This is a genomic window from Staphylococcus coagulans (assembly GCF_022557135.1).
Lineage (GTDB): Bacteria > Bacillota > Bacilli > Staphylococcales > Staphylococcaceae > Staphylococcus > Staphylococcus coagulans.
Genome location: NZ_CP092966.1, coordinates 465,740 through 485,909 on the forward strand (window position 1 = coordinate 465,740; position 20,170 = coordinate 485,909).

At 36.1% G+C, this 20,170-nt stretch carries 20 protein-coding genes; 17 read left to right on the top strand and 3 right to left on the bottom strand.

The features are described 5' to 3' along the window. Nucleotides 1-24 precede the first annotated feature (24 nt). Nucleotides 25-1,881, bottom strand: coding sequence for a YSIRK-targeted triacylglycerol lipase (gene lip / locus KM149_RS01995; protein WP_182281135.1), 1,857 nt, complete (start codon nucleotides 1,879-1,881; stop codon nucleotides 25-27). Nucleotides 1,882-2,214: 333 nt separating this feature from the next. On the opposite strand from lip, the gene KM149_RS11950 reads away from it, so the two are divergent. Further along, complete coding sequence (locus tag KM149_RS11950) at nucleotides 2,215-2,349, top strand: hypothetical protein (RefSeq protein ID WP_268768012.1); 135 nt, start codon at nucleotides 2,215-2,217, stop codon at nucleotides 2,347-2,349. A gap of 85 nt (nucleotides 2,350-2,434) precedes the next feature. Beyond that, nucleotides 2,435-3,376, top strand: a complete 942-nt coding sequence (locus tag KM149_RS02000) for a cation diffusion facilitator family transporter (RefSeq protein ID WP_050329926.1) — start codon at nucleotides 2,435-2,437, stop codon at nucleotides 3,374-3,376. 112 nt (nucleotides 3,377-3,488) lie between these two features. On the opposite strand, the gene yut is transcribed toward KM149_RS02000, so the two are convergent. Continuing rightward, complete coding sequence (gene yut / locus KM149_RS02005) at nucleotides 3,489-4,403, bottom strand: urea transporter (RefSeq protein WP_165545270.1); 915 nt, start codon at nucleotides 4,401-4,403, stop codon at nucleotides 3,489-3,491. A 241-nt stretch (nucleotides 4,404-4,644) separates the two neighbouring features. Between yut and KM149_RS02010 the strand changes: the two genes are divergently transcribed. The 15 genes from KM149_RS02010 (at nucleotide 4,645) to KM149_RS02080 (ending at nucleotide 19,802) form a co-directional block, all read left to right on the top strand. Further along, on the top strand, nucleotides 4,645-4,947 hold the full coding sequence (locus KM149_RS02010; protein ID WP_050329929.1) for an urease subunit gamma: 303 nt from the start codon (nucleotides 4,645-4,647) through the stop codon (nucleotides 4,945-4,947). Between the two features lie 11 nt (nucleotides 4,948-4,958). After that, on the top strand, nucleotides 4,959-5,315 hold the full coding sequence (gene ureB, locus KM149_RS02015) for an urease subunit beta (protein ID WP_165545268.1): 357 nt from the start codon (nucleotides 4,959-4,961) through the stop codon (nucleotides 5,313-5,315). Then, on the top strand, nucleotides 5,312-7,027 hold the full coding sequence (gene ureC, locus KM149_RS02020; RefSeq protein ID WP_060829395.1) for an urease subunit alpha: 1,716 nt from the start codon (nucleotides 5,312-5,314) through the stop codon (nucleotides 7,025-7,027). The genes ureB and ureC overlap by 4 nt, the downstream gene beginning before the upstream one ends. A gap of 730 nt (nucleotides 7,028-7,757) precedes the next feature. Continuing rightward, complete coding sequence (locus KM149_RS02025; RefSeq protein WP_214971018.1) at nucleotides 7,758-8,474, top strand: D-ribitol-5-phosphate cytidylyltransferase; 717 nt, start codon at nucleotides 7,758-7,760, stop codon at nucleotides 8,472-8,474. After that, on the top strand, nucleotides 8,467-9,495 hold the full coding sequence (locus KM149_RS02030; RefSeq protein ID WP_050345171.1) for a ribitol-5-phosphate dehydrogenase: 1,029 nt from the start codon (nucleotides 8,467-8,469) through the stop codon (nucleotides 9,493-9,495). Before KM149_RS02025 ends, KM149_RS02030 begins: the two co-directional genes overlap by 8 nt. A 25-nt stretch (nucleotides 9,496-9,520) precedes the next feature. Next, the gene (gene tarL / locus KM149_RS02035) at nucleotides 9,521-11,209 is read left to right on the top strand and encodes a teichoic acid ribitol-phosphate polymerase TarL (RefSeq protein WP_214971016.1); all 1,689 of its coding nucleotides are present in this window, start codon (nucleotides 9,521-9,523) and stop codon (nucleotides 11,207-11,209) included. A 597-nt stretch (nucleotides 11,210-11,806) separates the two neighbouring features. Beyond that, on the top strand, nucleotides 11,807-12,352 hold the full coding sequence (dcd, locus tag KM149_RS02040) for a dCTP deaminase (protein WP_050329933.1): 546 nt from the start codon (nucleotides 11,807-11,809) through the stop codon (nucleotides 12,350-12,352). Continuing rightward, nucleotides 12,353-13,255, top strand: a complete 903-nt coding sequence (locus KM149_RS02045; RefSeq protein WP_050329934.1) for a CobW family GTP-binding protein — start codon at nucleotides 12,353-12,355, stop codon at nucleotides 13,253-13,255. It begins immediately after the preceding gene. A gap of 220 nt (nucleotides 13,256-13,475) precedes the next feature. Beyond that, on the top strand, nucleotides 13,476-13,898 hold the full coding sequence (locus KM149_RS02050) for a universal stress protein (RefSeq protein ID WP_050329936.1): 423 nt from the start codon (nucleotides 13,476-13,478) through the stop codon (nucleotides 13,896-13,898). 206 nt (nucleotides 13,899-14,104) lie between these two features. Next, on the top strand, nucleotides 14,105-14,203 hold the full coding sequence (locus tag KM149_RS11995) for a 4Fe-4S domain-containing protein (RefSeq protein ID WP_425353678.1): 99 nt from the start codon (nucleotides 14,105-14,107) through the stop codon (nucleotides 14,201-14,203). A 160-nt stretch (nucleotides 14,204-14,363) separates the two neighbouring features. Further along, the gene (locus KM149_RS02060; protein ID WP_241415490.1) at nucleotides 14,364-14,663 is read left to right on the top strand and encodes a hypothetical protein; all 300 of its coding nucleotides are present in this window, start codon (nucleotides 14,364-14,366) and stop codon (nucleotides 14,661-14,663) included. Between the two features lie 11 nt (nucleotides 14,664-14,674). Continuing rightward, complete coding sequence (locus tag KM149_RS02065) at nucleotides 14,675-16,051, top strand: hypothetical protein (protein ID WP_241415491.1); 1,377 nt, start codon at nucleotides 14,675-14,677, stop codon at nucleotides 16,049-16,051. Nucleotides 16,052-16,064: 13 nt separating this feature from the next. Further along, nucleotides 16,065-17,312, top strand: a complete 1,248-nt coding sequence (locus KM149_RS02070) for an ATP-grasp domain-containing protein (RefSeq protein WP_241415492.1) — start codon at nucleotides 16,065-16,067, stop codon at nucleotides 17,310-17,312. Then, a complete protein-coding gene (locus tag KM149_RS02075; RefSeq protein ID WP_214971319.1) occupies nucleotides 17,309-18,508 on the top strand; it encodes an ATP-grasp domain-containing protein in 1,200 nt (399 codons plus the stop codon). Before KM149_RS02070 ends, KM149_RS02075 begins: the two co-directional genes overlap by 4 nt. Nucleotides 18,509-18,755: 247 nt before the next feature. Next, nucleotides 18,756-19,802 carry a reverse transcriptase domain-containing protein gene (locus KM149_RS02080; protein ID WP_342592901.1) on the top strand — a complete coding sequence of 349 codons (1,047 nt, stop codon included), beginning with the start codon at nucleotides 18,756-18,758 and terminating at the stop codon, nucleotides 19,800-19,802. A gap of 80 nt (nucleotides 19,803-19,882) precedes the next feature. Here the strand turns inward: KM149_RS02080 and KM149_RS02085 are convergent, their stop codons facing one another. Further along, on the bottom strand, nucleotides 19,883-20,068 hold the full coding sequence (locus KM149_RS02085; protein WP_214971313.1) for a mersacidin family lantibiotic: 186 nt from the start codon (nucleotides 20,066-20,068) through the stop codon (nucleotides 19,883-19,885). Nucleotides 20,069-20,170: the final 102 nt, after the last annotated feature.

Consider the following 20,170-nt stretch of genomic DNA (forward strand, 5'->3'; position numbering starts at 1 on the left):
CACTCACTATGCATCGCCTCCTTATTATTTTACAACTTCTTCTGTTTTAACTAAATCATCTGCAATATTAAGCCAGAAATTTTGAAGTTGTTCTTGTGTATGATTCGTATCATTCGTATCTTGACCGACAAAGTCGACATGATCCCAACCTTCAAGGACCGGTGTCACTTGCCAAATTCCTTTTTGAATTTGGTCTGTAGCATTTGTCCATGCTTGGTTATAAGGATGTAAAGAAGAAACAACAGATACAAGACCATCATTGACACGCCAATTTTTTTCAGGAACTTTGCCGATAACGTTAGCTGTTAAAGCAAATGTTAAAAATAGATCGCGATTTGCTTTTTGTTTACCTGACAGCGTTGCGTGTGTCGCTTCTCCTGTATAAGTTTTATAAACGATATTTGGATTGAGTGAAGTATGTTTATTGATCTCACTTGCACCTTCACGCGTTAAGTCATAAAAACCATTATCTTTTGTTGTCCACAGTTTATTATTATTTTTGATGCGTTGCGTATAGGCTTGATCCGTTTCACCAGGTTTACGTTTAAGTCCCCATTGGTTGAGACCAAAGTCGACACGTGCATCATTTTTAGCTAATGCAGCTGCGAAATCAAATACAAATTGTCTTACGATAGGCTCATTACCGAGTAAGTCCGCTGCGTGTGTTCCGTTATGAGGCGTACCTAAAGTAGTAATTGAAGCGACCATGTTATCGTGTCCACCTTTAAATAAAGGCGAGATTGTACCACCATGTTCCTTTTGGTATTCAATTTCTTCTTGGCTTCCATTACGTAGTAGTTCTTCTAACACACGTATTGTTTGCCCCCCCATGCTATGACCTACAAGATGAATCTTTTTACCAGGTTCCCAATCTTTGTATATACCTTCATATGTATTACCATAACGTTCATGTCCATATTTCGCTGCATGAGCTGCGCCGTAATCAACACGACCGCCTTTAATGTAGTAATACAATTCTACAGCACGGTCATAGTTACTCCCAAATGCGCTTACACTTGCTTCATAAGTGTTGTAGCCATTTTCTTCTAAATATTGACGAATATTGAGCTTTTCTCCACCCCAATAATGTGAGAGGACAGTAGGATTTTTATCATCAACAAAGCCATTAAAGCCATGAACTAAAACAATGGGGTCTCGGTTTTTATAATAATTTTGTTTCGCTTTTTGACTTGGTTGTTCATTTAATTTTTCAGCTTGGCGTTGGCGACTTTGCGTTTGTGTTGTCGCTTTCTCTTGTTCTCTTGTTGAAGCTAAATCCGTTTTGACAGGCTGTCCGACATGAGGTTTCGTCCATTCATTTGATTTAAGCGTTTGGGGCGCAGCAGTTTTCTCATCTTTTACTGCGTAAGTTGCTGATGATGTGGGTTGAACGGTATATGGGCTTTGTGTTTGTTTTGCATCTGATGGTGTCGTTGAAGGCGTATCTTCATTTGATGGTTTAGGCATAGGTGCTTTGACAGGAGAATTCAAAGGTTGTTGAGCCGCTTGAGGTGCTTTGACATGATTTTCAGTTTGTGAAGCATAAGTCAAAGGTACAGATGATGTCGTGTCATGGCTAGATGTTTGTTCTTTTTGATTGTTTTGAGCGCGTGTGTTTTCGTCGGTTTGAGTATGAGATACACCGTTATTTGGATATGTTTCTGTATCTTTTAAAGATTTTTGTGATTCCTCATCAGAAGGTTGTTGTTTTTCTAATTGGACATGTGTTTGATGAGAAGCGTCACTTGGCTTTTGACCCCCGTATGTAGATTCAGCTGAAACAGGCGTTTGTAATAGCCCGATGAAAAAGAAAGAAGCAATAACAGCTGATGATGCCCCGATTTTAAATTTACGAATGCTGTAGACATGTTTTTGTTTCATTTTTTCTCACCTCATTTGAATATTCTTTGTAAAAGTTAGCCAAAGTTAAATAAAAATATTAATCAGTATGCGAGGTAACCACTCAAGAATTTGTGCTAAATAAACCGACATATAGAAGCCTCCTTATAATTTTTCTTTTTTTGAAAGGGTTTTCAAAAAGGATATATAAATAATACATTAAGTTCAAATAATTGTCAAAATTTTTTAAATTAAGTACCTTTAAATATTTGTTCTTTAAAAAATAGATGTTTTTTAAAGAATATATTTCTAAAGCATGTTTGTAGTTGTTGGCACAGTGGTATGTTAGAATAGAATGAACTGGAGGCTTGTATTATGAAACAATGTTATAAATTGTCTGCATACATTTTTGGCGGTATTGCGGTAGCAGTGTTGGCAGGTGTGGCATACTTGTCATACCAACAATATCAACAAGATGAAGAAATAATGGATGATAATTTCAAAGCTTAGTCGAAAAAATGAGGTGAATGCGGTGAGACCGTATTCACCTCGTGTCGTTTATGGGTAGTGAGAAAAATTATCAAGGAGGGATACGATGTCAAGAGGAAACTATTTTCATCACGTGGAGCATAGAAAAAAACAGACGCATTCCAAAATGACTTTGTGGTTGTCACTTATTATTACGCTCTTTTTTACAGTTGTTGAATTTGCTGGAGGGATAATTTCTAATTCGCTTGCGTTATTATCTGATTCGTTCCATATGTTAAGCGATGTCTTTGCACTTGCTTTATCGATGCTTGCTGTCTATTTTGCGAGTCGCAAACCTACTGCACGATATACATTTGGGTATTTGCGTTTCGAAATTCTTGCTGCTTTTTTAAATGGTTTGGCGTTGGCAGTGATTTCGGTATGGATTTTTTATGAAGCGATCGTACGGATTATTTTTCCAAAGCCAGTAGAAAGTGGTTTAATGCTTGTCATTGCTACAATTGGTTTAATTGTAAATATAGTACTAACCGTCATTTTAGTGCGGTCATTGAAGAGTGAAAATAATATTAATATCCAAAGTGCGCTGTGGCATTTTATGGGAGACTTGTTAAATTCAATCGGTGTCATTATTGCAGTAGTATTGATTTATTTTACAGGTATTCAGTTAATTGACCCAATTTTGAGTATGATTATTGCGCTGGTGATTTTGCGTGGCGGGTATAAAATCATGCGTAATGCCTGGTTGATTTTAATGGAATCTGTACCAGAACATTTAGATACAGATGAAATTATGGAAACGATGAAATCCGTTGACCAAGTGTTAGACGTCCATGAGTTCCATTTATGGTCAATCACGACAGAGCACTATTCACTTAGTGCCCATGTCGTTTTGGATAGTCGAAGTAGTGAGGATGCGTATCAAACGATCAATGAGCTTGAAACATTGTTGAAAGAAAAATATGGTTTGGCGCATACAACACTACAAATTGAACATTTAGTCATCAATCATTTAGATGAAGCTTACTTTGAAGAAGTGAAAAATGAATAGATATCAAGTTTAATTTAACGTAACTACAGAAATGTATTTGATTTTAAAAGCGTCAATACGAGCATACTGAGTTTTTAACTTAGTTGCGGTGATTGACGCTTTTTTATGAGGATTATCTAATTTGGCTTGGACGTGGGGTTTGACCAGCTAGTAACAATGTCCATGTCACTAAAATAAATGGGAATGTTAATGCAGGGAGTCCTATAGGTTCAAAGAATGTTGCAATAGCTGCATACATCATCGGTGTCATCATAACTGCCAATACAAAGACAAGAATAGGATGAAAATAGTTTTCTGAACGGAATGTAACACCTATAGCAATGATGGTTAGCATTAAGTTGAAACCAAATAGACCCTCATTAAGGCTGCCGATATCTGCGCCCAAAAAGAATTCAAGAAGTAAGCCTAATAAATTGGCTACAAGGATATAGAGACCTGCACGTCGAGAAGCAATCCAACAAGCAATGACAATCAAAAGTCCACTTAACACATGTTCAATAAGGAAAATTTGACTCACATTGTTAAAAAAAGCAAGCACTGGATGGAAAGGTGTGTTTAAATCAATGTGAATGTGCGAGGTTAATGGTAAGACCGCTACATTCGTTTGGATAAACTTAAACTGTCGAGACATTAATAAAACAATCCATGTTAGAACGACAAATGGCGTTGTCAGCTCTGGCAAATGGAAAGGTTTTAAGAAGTTTTTAATTGCTTGAGCAATAGGCATCGCAAGTAAAATACAAATTAAAATGATCATCACGTTTTGCCAAGACCACACTAAAAAAAGCGTTAAATCAATAGCAATTAATACAGGGTTAAAACCAGCAAGTCCCGCTTGAATTTCCGCTTCTGTATAATTAAAAAAACGGGCGGTTAATAAGCTGAGTAGGCTACCGACCATTGCAGCTAATCCGATTTTCCAATTGCCAATCCATAAAGCAATTAAAATAATGAGACCTGTCCAAGTATTTTCTAATAGCACGACTTGGGAGATGTTTTTGAAAAAAGTATGTATCCATGTTGGCATGTTTTTTCACGCCTTTCTTTCTTTTGATATTGTTTCTGAATATGCTTTGACTTTACCACTTTAACAGCGTATATAACCACTATATTACAATAACATTAAAACTAACGAAAGAAATATATTATAAAATAAAATACACTTAAAAGCTTTTATAAAATAACATTATTGTTTGAAAGTGGTTATGTAAGACACTATAATGAGAGGAGTAATCACTTATTTTTACATTGTTAAGGAGTGGACTGACATGTATTTTACACAACGAGAACAAGACAAGTTAATGATCGTCGTCGCAGCGGATTTAGCGCGTAGACGAAAAGAACGAGGGCTGAAATTAAATCATCCAGAAGCAGTTGCCTTAATTAGTTATGAAGTATTAGAAGGGGCAAGAGATGGGAAGTCCGTCGCCGAATTAATGAGTTATGGAAGGGAAATTTTATCAAAAGATGATGTCATGGAGGGCGTTGATGCCATGGTGACTGACATTGAAATAGAAGCCACATTTCCTGATGGCACAAAGTTGGTAACTATTCATCATCCCATTGTATAGGAGGAATAAGCATGAAACCTGGTGAAATCATTGTTAAAAAGTCGGAAATTACAATTAATAAGGGTAAAGAAAAAACAAAAATCAATGTTAAAAATACTGGTGATCGTCCTATTCAAGTCGGTTCACATTATCACTTTTATGAAGTGAACCCTGCACTCGCGTTTGATCGTGACGATGCTTACGGAAAACATTTAGATATTCCTGCAGGGGCTGCTGTGCGTTTTGAACCTGGAGATGAAAAGACAATTTACCTTGTACGTTACGCGGGGCGTCAACATATTTATGGTTTTCATGGTCTTGTAGATGGTCCAATTGATACATCAAAGGTAACGCCACCAAATGTCGAAGAGGGAAGTGAAGACAAATGAGTTTTAAAATGACAGATGCGCAATATACCAGTTTATATGGGCCTACAGTAGGAGATTCGATTCGTCTGGCAGATACAGATTTATTTGCGAAAGTAGAAAAAGATTATGCCAATTATGGCGATGAAGTCACTTTTGGTGGTGGCAAATCCATTCGTGATGGCATGGGTCAAAATCCAAACGCTACAAGAGCGCATCCACAAGTTGCTGATCTTGTCATTTCCAATGCGGTTGTCATTGATTACAACAAAGTGATTAAATGTGATATTGGTGTGAAAGATGGACGAATTATGAAGTTAGGTAAAGCGGGTAATCCAGACATTATGGATGACGTTGATATTATTATTGGCGCTTCGACAGATGTCATTGCAGCAGAAGGTCGAATTGTAACTACGGGCGGTATTGATACACATGTGCACTTCATTAACCCTGAACAAGCAGAGGTTGCATTAGAAAGTGGTATTACGACGCACATTGGTGGTGGTACAGGAACTTCAGAAGGTACCAATGCTACAACTGTTTCACCAGGCGCTTGGTATATCCATCGAATGCTTCAAGCTGCAGAAGATTTACCACTTAATATTGGTTTTACTGGGAAAGGGCAGGCGGTAAATCATGAAGCACTAGAAGAACAAATACGTGCAGGAGTCATTGGATTGAAAGTTCATGAAGACTGGGGTGCCACTCCGTCTGCATTGCGACATGCATTAGAAGTCGCGGACGAATATGATATCCAAATAGCGTTACATGCCGATACACTAAATGAAGCAGGATTCATGGAAGATACGATGAAAGCTATCGGTGATAAAGTCCTTCATATGTATCATACTGAAGGTGCGGGAGGCGGACATGCGCCTGATTTGATAAAGTCAGCATCTTATCCTAATATTTTGCCATCTTCTACAAACCCAACCTTACCTTACACACACAATACGATTGATGAGCACTTGGACATGGTGATGATTACACATCATCTCAATGCTTCAATTCCTGAAGATGTGGCTTTTGCTGACTCTCGAATTCGTAAAGAAACTATTGCTGCAGAAGATGTTTTACAAGATATGGGCGTTTTCAGTATGGTGAGTTCTGACTCACAAGCAATGGGTCGTGTGGGCGAGGTGATCATCCGCACATGGCAAGTGGCGCACAGAATGAAACAGGAAAGAGGCCCACTTGAAGGCGATGGAGCATACAATGATAACCGTCGAATTCAACGTTATATCGCTAAATACACGATAAATCCCGCAATAACACATGGCATTTCTGATTATGTGGGTTCAGTAGACGAAGGAAAGCTAGCTGATTTAGTGATATGGGATCCACGTTTCTTTGGTGTCAAACCAGAAATAGTCATTAAAGGTGGCATGATCAATGTCGCAGCAAATGGAGATGCGAATGGATCCATTCCAACAGCTGAACCGGTAAAATATCGTCATATGTATGGGCAATATGGCACTAATATACAAAATACAGCAATCACCTTTGTTTCTCAGGCAGCGTATGACGATGATATTCGCAGTCAGCTCGATTTAAAACGGCAGGTCAAACCTGTACATAACATACGAAATCTTTCTAAAAAAGATATGATTAATAATAACGCGATGCCACAAATTGATGTCGATCCACAAACGTACGAAGTCTTTGTAGATGGCAATAAAATTACAAGTGAAGCGGCAATAGAACTTCCATTAGCGCAGCGTTATTTCTTATTTTAACCTTATTTTTAAGTGGCTGGGCTGGACTTTAATCCCAAAATAATAGGTGCTAAGATGATTTTTAATAGAAAATCGTCTCAGCACTTATTTTTTATTATAAAACTTCATTATAACTTCGGTTTTCGAGGAGATAGAATCATTCTATAGTCTTCAGCTTTTATCGTTCACTCAGCCGTTTCGTCAAAATACTTCTGCCGCTACCAAAAGGAGGGCTAATTATCATTCCGAATAATGAGTTATCACGCCATATGGATGATAGAATTGAAACAATACTAGAGAATGAATGCAAACACCATCGAGATACGACTTGCAGCGAGACTAACAAACATGTCACTTCTTTTTTATATTGAATAATAAAAGCCTTTAAAATCATCAATAAAATATTTACGAAAACCCCATCATCTTAAGTGTAAATCTACGTTTTGAATGCCCGCTAACTAAAGTATAGATAGTAAAAATCAGTTGTTTTAATATAAAAAAACTATTCTTTATAAAAGAATATTAGTAATATATTAATATATTAGATTTTTAGGATGGATTTCCCTATAGATGATTTTGCAATATATTTTTAATAATGTATAATGTGTTATAAACGCATGTAGAGCGTCTAAAATAAGGATTTTAAAAATTCGAATAATTTTTATGTGAAAGCGTTTTAACAATTAATATACTTTTACTAATACTTATGATAATCATTGAATAAAATTTAAGGTAGGGAGTAGATGTTTAAATGATTTATGCAGGAATATTAGCTGGTGGGATAGGTTCAAGAATGGGAAATGTTCCTTTGCCTAAACAATTTTTAGATTTAGATGGTAAACCTATTCTTATTCATACAGTAGAAAAGTTCCTATTAACAGCAATGTTTGATGAGATTTTTATTGCAACACCACAAAAATGGATTTCACATACTAAAGATATACTTAAAAATCATCATATTGATGATGAGAGAATCAAAGTTATTGAAGGTGGTTCAGATCGTAATGAAACGATTATGAACATTATAAAGACGATAGAAGCAGAAAAAAGCATTACAGATGAAGATGTCATTGTGACACACGACGCTGTGAGACCATTTTTAACACATCGAATTATTAAAGAAAATATAGAAGATGTACTTAAATATGGTGCAGTGGATACAGTTATACCTGCTACAGATACTATTATTACGTCAAATGATGGCGATTCAATTAATGCTATACCTATTAGAAATGAAATGTATCAAGGACAAACACCACAGTCATTCAATATTAATTTATTAAAAAATAGCTACAACGATCTATCTAGTGAAGATAAAAAAATATTAACGGATGCGTGTAAGATACTCGTAGTGAACAATAAAAAAGTTAAGTTAGTAATGGGTGAACTATATAATATTAAAATTACTACACCTTATGATCTTAAAGTCGCAAATTCAATCATCAAAGGTGGGATGCTAAATGATTAACCAAGTATACCAACTTGTAGCCCCTAGACAATTTGAAGTTACATATAATAATGAAAGCATTCAAAGTAACAAAGTAGTTGTACGTCCTTTATATTTATCTATTTGTGCAGCGGATCAAAGATATTACACAGGAAGCAGAAACGAAAAGGTATTGAAAAAGAAACTTCCAATGTCTTTGATACATGAAGGCGTAGGTGAAGTCGTATACGATAGTAAAGGCATCTACAAAATTGGAACTAAAGTCATCATGGTTCCTAATACACCGATTGAAAAAGATGAAGTAATTGCTGAAAACTATTTACCTAGTAGTAAATTTAGATCGAGTGGTTATGATGGCTTCATGCAAGATTATATATTTATGGATTATGATCGGGTTGTGGAAATTGATGAAAGTATTGAGGATTTAAGTACGATTGCTTACTCAGAACTCGTCAGTGTAAGTTGGCATGCAATACAGAGATTTTCACAAAAATCCCATGCTTACAAGAGTAGTTTTGGTATATGGGGCGATGGCAACTTAGGATATATAACAGCTGTTTTACTTCATAAGCTTTATCCCGAAGCTAAATTATACGTTTTCGGTAAGACCGATTATAAGTTAAGTCATTTTTCATTCGTTGACCAAGTGTACCACATAGACGAAATACCAAGTGATATAACATTTGATCATGCTTTTGAGTGCGTAGGTGGCAAAGGGAGTCAATCTGCAGTTGAGCAGATCATTGATTTAATTTCTCCAGAGGGCACAATCAGTTTATTAGGTGTCAGTGAATATTCTATAGAAGTGAATACGCGACTAGTACTAGAGAAAGGTTTAACAATGTTTGGAAGCAGTAGAAGCGGAGCACAAGATTTTAAAGATATTGCGGACTTATATAAAAATAATCCAGATGTTGTTGAAAAGTTATCTTTATTAAAAGGTAATGAATTTGATGTGAAGACCATTAATGATGTTGTGGATGCATTTGAAAAAGACTTGGCGACTTCATGGGGCAAGACAGTAATTAAGTGGACGTTGTAATCGTATAGAGGAGTGAAAAAAGGGTTTGAGTAATTATAAATTAAAAGTAGATAACATCTATTGGGAACGAGTTCAACTATTTATTGAAGGGCATGCTGAAAATTACGAAATTAAAAGCAACAATGTTGTATTAAGAAATTTTACGGAAACAACTGAAGTAAGAGCTAATGGTGTAGAAATAGATGGGAATAAATTTAAAATTCGTTTTAATGTAGCCATCTTAGATAATGGTAATTACTTACCAGCAGACCAATATTTATTAATTTTTAAAGATGACTTTGAACACATTGTTCATATCAATGAAAAACTTTTAGAACCTGAAAATTATAATTTAGAAGAAGATGAATTAGAAATATACAATTCATTTGAAACAACGAATGACAAGAATAATTTCTTACTCAATCATTATAAGTATGAATTTAAAAAAGGCGGTACCTCTCAGAAAACGACTTATATTGTATCTCCTAAAATGTCGAAAGAAGTCAATGAATTTGTTATAGACATCAAATTTAACAAACCTATTCCTCCTAAAAGTAAATTAGCCACAAAAATAAGCGAATATAAAAAGAGCTATAATAAAAATTCATATCATGTGCGTCAATTTTTATTCAAAGCGATTTTTAACATGACTAAATTTTTCCATTTAAAAAAAGGGAATACAGTTTTGTTCACATCAGACTCTAGATCAAATATGTCAGGAAACTTCAAATTTATTTATGATGAAATGTTGAGACGTAAATTAGATGAAAAGTATGATATACACTATATATTTAAACCACACATTTCTATGAGAAGAAGTTATGTGGATAAATTTAGACTGCCGTATTTACTAGGGAAAGCAGACTATATTTTCGTTGACGACTATCACCCTTTAATTTACACAGTTAATTTTAGAAAGACTCAAGAAATTATTCAACTTTGGCATGCTGTAGGTGCTTTCAAAACTGTAGGCTTTAGTCGTGCTGGTAAAAGAGGTGGGCCATTCTTTGATTCACCTAATCATAGAAACTATACAAAAGCGTATGTTGCTTCAGAAAACGATATTTTATACTATGGAGAAGCATTCGGAATAAAAGAACAAAATGTCGTTCCAACTGGAGTGCCTAGAACTGATATTTTCTTTGATGAGAAGTATAAAGAAAAAGTAGTTGCTAAAATGAAAGAAGATTTACCTATGATAAAAGGTAAGAAGGTTATTTTGTTTGCGCCTACTTTTAGAGGGAATGGTCATGCAACTGCCCACTATCCTTTCTTTAAAATTGATTTTTCAAGATTTGCACGTTACTGTCGTGAAAATAACGCGGTCGTACTATTTAAAATGCATCCATTTGTAAAGAATAGATTAAATATACCCAAAGAATATAAGCAATACTTTTTAGATGTATCGCAAATTAGAGAAGTCAATGATATTTTATTCATCACAGATATTCTGATTAGTGATTATTCTTCACTTGTATATGAATTTGCATTATTTAAGCGACCTATGTTATTTTACGCGTTTGATTTAGAAGACTATATTACATCAAGAGACTTTTATGAGCCTTATGAATCTTTTGTTCCAGGAAAAATTGTAGAGTCCTTTAATGAATTAATTACTTCACTAGAAAATGAAGATTTTGAAATTGAAAAAGTTGCACCTTTCTTAGATAAGCATTTTAAATTCCAGGATGGAAGATCAAGTGAAAGAGTCGTAAGAGACCTTTTTGGGGCGTAATTATTTCAGCAGTTAAAAAGTTAAACACTTTAGAAGAAATAAGAATGTTTTAATAAGAATTAAATAACCAAGAAAAGCAGTAAAGAAGCTAAATATAATAAGCTTCTTTACTGCTAATTTTTAATCTTTAAGTTTCTTTATGAAAATAACTGGAGAACAACTTCAGTGACTGTCCCTTTTTATTTGATAATGGTTCTAAATTTTAGGGATGAGATGTTGATTCTTTGTTTTTATATGGTCATATTTTTGATTTTGAAAAATTAAGTCCTTAAAATATATAAAATGAGTTTAAATTTTAACTGAGTAGGGTATATTTTTTTAATCCTTTGTTAAATGAAGGATGGTCAATTGGCAGTCAAAACAACCTAATCCATGGAATACATATACAATAGAGAAATAAAAAGACGCAAATGAATTGATATTTGTGCAAATTATCGTATATTTTTCATTTTTTGTGATAATTTTCCGAATTGAAAACAGACCAAACTATTTGAATCTTTAAAATGCTTGTATGAACTTTTTATACATGGTAAATTATTTAGGCTATAAATTTTCAGAAAAATTATGATTGATTATAAAGAAATAGAGGTGTTGAGCGTGATATTGTCAGATAATGATATAAAGGAATATCTAAAACGCAACATGCTTAAAATCGAACCATTAGTAGAAGAACATATTGAACCTGCTTCTGTTGACCTCACGTTAGGGCAACATTTTTTAAAGCCACTCCCACCCAAAGATGGTGTGCAGCGAATGAGTGAGCCGATTGATTACGAAACGATCAATCAATCGCATGTTGTTGTTCCTGCACATGCATTTATTTTAGCTACAACGGAAGAATATATTACTTTGCCAGAACAATTAACTGGCTTTATAGAAGGTAGAAGTTCAATTGGTCGTGCAGGTCTCTTTATTCAAAACGCAGGATGGGTTGATCCAGGATTTGAAGGAAAGATTACGCTAGAATTATATAATGCGAATGATTTTCCTTTAGAAATTGAGCAAGGTCAAAGAATTTGTCAAATTGTTTTAGCTGAAACGAAAACGAAACCCCAAGCTGTTTATCATGGTAAGTATCAAGGTCAACAAACCACAACGGGAAGTCGAGTATTCCGTGATTGGATGAAAGATGGGGGGATTTAGATGGATATTGTCATATTATCAGGCTTTTTAGGTGGCGGAAAAACATCGACGCTCAATTATTTAGTCCAAGACGCCCTTGACAATCATTTGAAACCGGCTGTAATTATGAATGATTTTGGTGCAAGAAGTGTTGACGAACATCTTGTTACAGAAGATGTTCAAATGGAAGTCCTAGTCAATGGTTGTATTTGTTGTGAGTTGAAGGAAGATGTATCTCAACAATTGCATGAGCTGTATCTATCGTACCAACCTGATATTGTCTTAGTTGAATGTAGTGGTGTGGCACACCCTATCGGGGTCTTTGATGCATGTATGACCCCTGTGCTTGCGCCTTATATTGAAGATATCACGATGTTAGGTCTCGTTGACGTAGCAGCCTATTATGAGAAAAAAGAATTACCAGAATCCGTGCATCATTTAATATTTGAACAATTTCGCTATTGCAGTCACTTAATTTTAAATAAAATAGATTTATTGAATAACGAGGCCTTGTTATCTGTGGTGGATGAAATTCAGCAAACATATCCGAATATTCCTTATATTTTAACAAGTTATGGAGAGCTGACTTTAAACGAAGTCCAACATCAATCACAGTGTCAAGTCAATGAACGTTCCAGCGTGCATCATCATGGGCAATTATCACACTTGATGTACGAATTCGAGGCGCCTGTGCAACAAACAGCCTTAATTGAAGGGCTACAAGGTTTAGAAGATATCTATCGTATTAAAGGATTTGTATATCTTAAAGATTGTGAGAATCCGTGTGTTGTCCAATATACACCTGGTAATTTAGAAATCAAACCGTGTCCGATTCCGATGAAGCCATATTTAATTGTAGTGGGACATAATTTGGACTATCAAGAAATTACCGATACGTTTGATGTAATGGAACTCGCATCTTAAAAATGAATAGATGAACTAAAGCATAATGTGAATGTCGAGATCTCATCGGCTACTCGCATTGTGCTTTTTTAATTTAAAATTCAATTGATTAAGTTATTCTTCTTATTTGAGAAAGCGTTATCATAATGATAGAATAAATGTGATAGAAGTATTTATTTCTCAGTTATATTGTTTGTTATTTAATATATTGGGGAATGCTAATAATGAGGAGGGATTGGATATGTTCAAAAATATTCTAGTTCCATTTGATTTCGGTAATAGTTTTAAAAATGTACCTGAGCAATTAGTGAAATTAACAGGTGAAAATTCTGCATATAAAATTGTCATTTTTAATGTTATTTCTGAAACGGAACTTGCAAACTATGTACGATACCAAGGCAAGCATTTTGAAGAAGTTGTTGAAGAGAAAAAAGATGAAATGAAACCATTTTTAAAATCTTTAGACGATGCCAACTTAAAATATGATGTCAAGTTTACGACAGGTGCAGCTACGAAAGAAATCGTCAATGAAGTTGAAAATGCAGACTATGACGTTGTAGTCATGAGTAATAAACGTTCCGAAATAGATATTAAGCATGTGTTAGGACATGTTACACATAAAATTGCGAAGCGTGTCAATATCCCTGTATTGATTATAAAATAATAAATATCTTCAATAATTTATATAATTATAATATATTTTCCCTTCAGGCATTCGTTGTCTGAAGGGTTTTTTGGTAAAATTCCTGAAACAAGGAGAATTACTGTGTTGACTCTATATTGCTTTGTGTATATAATATAAAAAATAATATAAATAAATAAATATATTATGTGTTTTTGTTTGTATTCAAGGAACAAGGAGGGAAGTTGATGCATTATTATGCGTATGTAGACAGAGAAGTGTGTATTTCTTGTTCAGCTTGTGGTGCTGCGGCGCCTCGATTGTTTCAGTATGATGCCAAGGGATAGCGTACATGTGTTTAGATTGTAATAGTGGCATGGCGCAAATACCTGAATGTGACTTGGAAAATTTAGATGATGTAGTTGAAAATTGTCCCACGTCAGCGATTATAGTGGGACAGCGGCCTTTTTCGTTACCAATCATATTAGACAGAGAGAAGGAATTGTAATGAAGCAAAAAGGTTTTGAACAGTTGTTGGAAGAAACACATGCAAAGGTGACACAGCTCGAGCAACCGTTAGAAGTGATTGATACGATGCTAACATTGGATGGTAAAATTCCGCTTGAGATTGCACGACAAAGTTTGAATTTTGAACAATGGGCGATTTATCAACAATTGGTGCATGCGAAATGTGTATTTACAGATGAACAATCAATAAATCCAAAGCAAGCCATCAGTTTTGGAATGTCAGCCTATGGGCGTCTTCACTTAGGACCGAGTTTTAACGATGACTATACGAAAGTTTAGGGTTATTTTTATTGACACCAGAAGCAATGACTGAAATTGAAAAATTGACGACACATTTGCATAGGGAAGAATTGTTGCGCTATCAATCAGAAGTTGTCCCATTTTTTCGGCATATTGAACCGCAAGACGTGTTACAAGTTATTGATGCAATTAAAGAAAAAGTGGATTTTATGGCACCGGTATTACTGTATTATAACGGGCATACGTATACGACGTTTTATCATTACAACAATTTACTTAAAAGCTTAGAAGGCGATACCGCACACTTTCTACTAGATGATTTAGCTAAGAAAAATAAGGACACATGGACAAGAGATGAACGTATATTTATTTTCAACCTCTATACATTGTTGCAATCCGGTCCGCCTGCCAGAGGAGAAGAGGTGAATGGTGTTCATTTTTCATTGCATTATTTATCCCGCTATTTAGAAGAAAAGTTAGCGGTTTATCGTGAAATGACTTATACACCTCCCAAACCTGTACCCAAATCTTTTTTAGCGAAAGCACGATTGATATGTCAATTGCGTGAAAAAGTTGTGGAAAACTATGTCATTTATCGAAAAATTAATGGACTCAACTTACACAAGCAAGAACAGTTTTTAAATACGCAAAAAGTTGGACTCTATCATGATGAAGTGATGGAGAATGAATTAGCACAAATATTAAGGATGGCGCCAGAAGAGACGTATCATGACGCATTTATAAACTATATTGCGCAACATCCGGATATTACGGTGATCCAAACTTTGCTTGAAAAAATGGTGGGTTATGCGATACGGGCAACGGATTCAGATGTGGGTATGACGCGAGGTTTTAGACAGCCGTGGATGTATGATGATGCATTAAAACACAATCAGCTAGAAACAATTTTTGAATGGAAACAGCAAATTTATTTTTGTTGTGCGATACCGAGTGACAAAATGAAAAAAGCTTTTCTCAATCAAGGTCAAATGTTGGCAGGTATTTTAACTGCGATGAGTAAACGCATGGAGTACAACAGTTGGCACTATACACCGGGGAATTTTTTGAATGAGCGACATCGGATTCAGCGAGATTACTATTTTCCGCCAGTGATGAGTGACATTACCGAATGGAGCAATCAACATCATCAAGGGCATGTATTTGCAAATGTGAAACATGCGATACGTTGTCCGGGGGCGATTCAATGTCCACCGTATACGTTAAACGCCTATTACGATTTAAGGTTGATGAAAACGTCTGGCGTGGTGTATTCTGAAACAGACTTAATGAAAGCGCTTTACTATAAAGGGGTTGTCGGTGCACTCTATCAAGCATGGTTCGATTATTGTCGTGAACATCAAAGTCAACTTAATATGACGGCATATGATCGTAAATGGTATCAACAGCAATATATAGATTTAATATAGGAGCGTGAAGTGCGTGAAAACATTACTATTTATTAATTTAAGAAGTCACAAAGTAGAGCGTGTTGCGCCGGTGATTGAGGCAAAAAGACAAGGGTATCGTGTTGTATTGATGACAGACCATAATCCACAACTGATTGACAGCGGATTAGATGAAGTGATTGAAATCGATACGTATGATGAAACATCAGTCGTTGAAGCAGTGCTTACGTATCATCAAAAACAACCGTTGAGCGGGATACTGACGTGGTCAGATAAAGATGTGGAGTTGGTTGCGCAATTAAATGACCGATTACAATTGCCAGGTATACCGATGTCACATGTCAAAAATGCACGTAACAAATATTTAATGCGTGTAGCGTTTGATCAAGTACCTGACATTTCACCTTCTTTTAAAAATGTGCGCAGTGAAGATGATTTACGTCAGGCTGTTGCACGTATTGGGACGCCAGGGATATTGAAACCAGTTGGCGCTTCGGGAAGTAAAGGAATCTTTAAAATCGAAAGTGAAGCATGTATTGATGATGTGTACGAAACTTTACGTCATGCGACATCACCAGAACGTGACAAAGTGTATTCTTATTATCCGAATGATTACATTTATGAAGGGTATCTTGTCGGTGAAGAAGTGTCGGTTGAAGGTGTCGTACAAAATGGAGAAGTACGCATTGCAGGGATTACGGACAAAGCGGTAACACCTGAATATTCACTGGAGTACATTGCAATTTTTCCGTCTGATAAACATGATACCTTACAACAAGAAATTAAGACGAAAGCGACACAGGCTATTCAAAGTTTAGGCATTGACAACTGTGCATTTCATCTGGAAGGTAGAGCAACGAAAGAGGGTTTTAAAGTCATCGAAGCGGCGGCGAGACCAGCGGGCGGCTTCATTACATCACATTTAATCCCAGGTGCATCTGGCCATTCGTTTGTTGAAAAAATATTGAATGTGTCAGTCGGAAATGATGTGACTGAAAATTGGCCTGTTTTTGATCAAACATCAAAAAAAATGTGTTTTTATAGCGTTATGACTGAGCAAGCCGGAATATTTCAAGGGATTAAAGGGCTTGACCGCTTAGTTGAAATACCAGGCGTGCACTATGTCATTCCGTTAAAAAATGTTGGTGATGCCATCGTCATGCCACCGGAACATTTTTCGAGTTGCTTTGTGCTCAATATCGTTTTAGAAGGTGAGACGACAGAAGCGATTCGCCAAAAGATTGATTGGATTCATGAAGTGATTGAGGTGGTTGTGGAATGACGATACTCATGTTATCAAGTACGGCGCATGCAAAAACACCTTATGATGAATGGTTTCCGGATACAGCAGAACAAATGATATTATTTTGTCCGGCTGAGAGAAAAGACAGTTATGCTGATGAAAACTATTTGCGTATTGAAGCCTTTGAACATTATATGGTAAATCCTGACATTGAAATGCGTGCACTCGAATTAAGTGCGCAATATAACATTACACATGTGCTATCGATTTCGGAATTTGACGTTATTCGAGCAGCGAAAATTAGAGCGTTGTTGAACATAGAAGGGCAGTCGCTAATCAGTGCAGAAGCATATCGGGATAAAGTGCTAATGAAACAGTTGTTGCAAAGCACAGCAGTAAAAACACCACACTTTGATAAAGCGATAGACGGCGTGAACATACAGCGATTTGTAGAAAAGTACGGCTATCCTGTCGTGCTCAAGCCGATTGATGGCTCAGGTTCGTCAGATGTCGTGATTGCACGCAAACAACAGGATATTGACATGTTTTTGCAGACGCATCCTGACATCGGAAGATATGAAATTGAACAGTTTATTGATGGGGAGATGTATCATATCGATGGACTTGTTCACAATGCAGAAGTGAAGTGTGCCTATGTTTCTCACTATTATAATGGATGTTTAGCATTTAAAGATTATCAGCCGTTAGCGAGTTATATGTTGAAGAAAGACCATTCACTTAGTCAAGCGCTGCAACAAGAAGTGAAGCAAGTCGTTGCGGCATTACCGACATTACCGAACGGATCGTTTCATGCCGAATTTTTTGTGACACCGACGAATGACATCTATTTTTGTGAAATTGCAAGTCGTACAGGGGGCGGTGAAATCGGTCGTATGTTAGAACATGCCATCGGAATGCAGCTCAATCAAATGAGTCTTTACTTACAAACAGGGCGTGCAGATGAAGTAAATGGACACACACAAATTCAACGGTATGGCGGATTTATCTTGCTACCTCCCCAAAATGCGACATTTCAAGGGATAGAACAACAATTAGATGAAGATTGGGTGCTTTTTCAATCTCATAAAGCGACACCAGGCCAAGCATTTGGCGCAGCGCAATTAAGTGTGGATCATATTATGTCAGTCGTCATCGAAGGAGAAGATGAGGCGACATTGATTGCGCGTATTGATCAAGTCATCGCGTGGTATCAAAAAGAAGTACAGTGGAAATGATTGTAAGCAACAACATGCGCGGTATATTTCTACCATAGTAACAACGAATGATGAGAAGTCAGCAGAAGTCATAGTAGGGAAAATGTACCGAAGGACTGAACAATATTCAATACAAAGTAAAGATTGGAGGTTACAGGTTTACGACGTGCAGAATACGGTTTTCAACCGGCAACTTATGGAAGGATAAGTAGTGGAACGAAAAAGAATACATAAGTGTGTACAGTAAATCTTAGGTGAAATGAAAGAAATGTATCGTAAGTCTTCATCTCTGATGGAGCTTGTTGTAAGACCTGACAACATAGAAAAAGCTATCAAGAAGGTTAAGAAAAACAATGGTACTCCTGGAATTGACGGCATGAAAGTCAGTGGACTCCATGCCCACTTTGCGCAATACTTTTCACAGATAACGAAAAAACTGCTTGATGGTACTTATCAACCTCAAGCAGTTCGAAAAGTTCAAATTCCTAAACCAAACGGGAAAATGCGTGTGCTTGGTATTCCTGTCGCTAGAGACAGAGTGATACAACAAGCGAGAACCAGAGTGGGTGCTATTGAACTATCTGGCGAAGCCGCAGAAAGAAAGATAGGTGCGCCACAAGGGGGCGTTATCTCTCCCTTACTATGTAATATCTATCTACATGAACTGGATAAAGAACTCGAAAAGCGTGGACAACGTTTTGTACGCTATGCCGATGACTTTGTCATTTTTGTACGCACAAAACGTGCAGGTGAACGCGTAATGACAAGTGTAACGAAATTTATTGAAAAGCAATTGAAACTGGTTGTCAATGAAGAGAAAAGTAAAATAGGAGCAGTCACACGTTTAAAGTTCTTGAGTTGTCTAATAACCAAGGTCAATGGGGTTTATCGTTTCAGACCGACTACGGAAGCAAAAAGAAATTTAATACGCGCCTTAAGGAAAATAACGAAACGAAATAGACCCGATACTTTCAAGAATATTATCACTGAAATTAACCAAGTGACGCGCGGCTGGATAAATTACTTTGGTAGAGGTTTTATCAAAGGATTTATTGAAACCACGCAATCTTGGCTAAACCGCCGACTTAGACAACTCATTCTTAAACGGTGGAAAAGAGTAAGAACTAAATATAAGATGTTGCGCCAATATGGTCTTGACCATAGAAGTGCAATGAAAATCTCACAGTCTCGCAAAAAGTACCGGCGATTATCGAATACGCATGAAGTTCAACGTGCACTTACAACAAAACAACTCTACAAATGGGGACTGATACCACTAGTCCAGCTTGCAGAGTTGGCTTATACAAGATATTGAATCGCCGAGTATGGAACCGTACGCTCGGTGGTGTGAGAGGACGGATAGTCAATAAATGACTATTCTCCTACTCGATTTTATTACTTCTTGTTACATTTTTTAATTGAGTATGTTAATCCTGCGATGACTCCTACACACAAAGGGGTAGTTTCAGGTTTAACGTCACTACCTCCATTAATTCTGTTGAGTTCTTTAATGTCTACCTTTTGAAATTCTGAAGAATTACTTTCTTGTTTTGTGTGCTTCCACAATTTTAGTTTATCCATTGAAATCACTCCTAATTTAGGTATTGGTGTATACAATAGGCCTTTTGTATATATTAAAACTATAACAAATTTTAATATTTATCTAGTAGTACAGCGCATTGT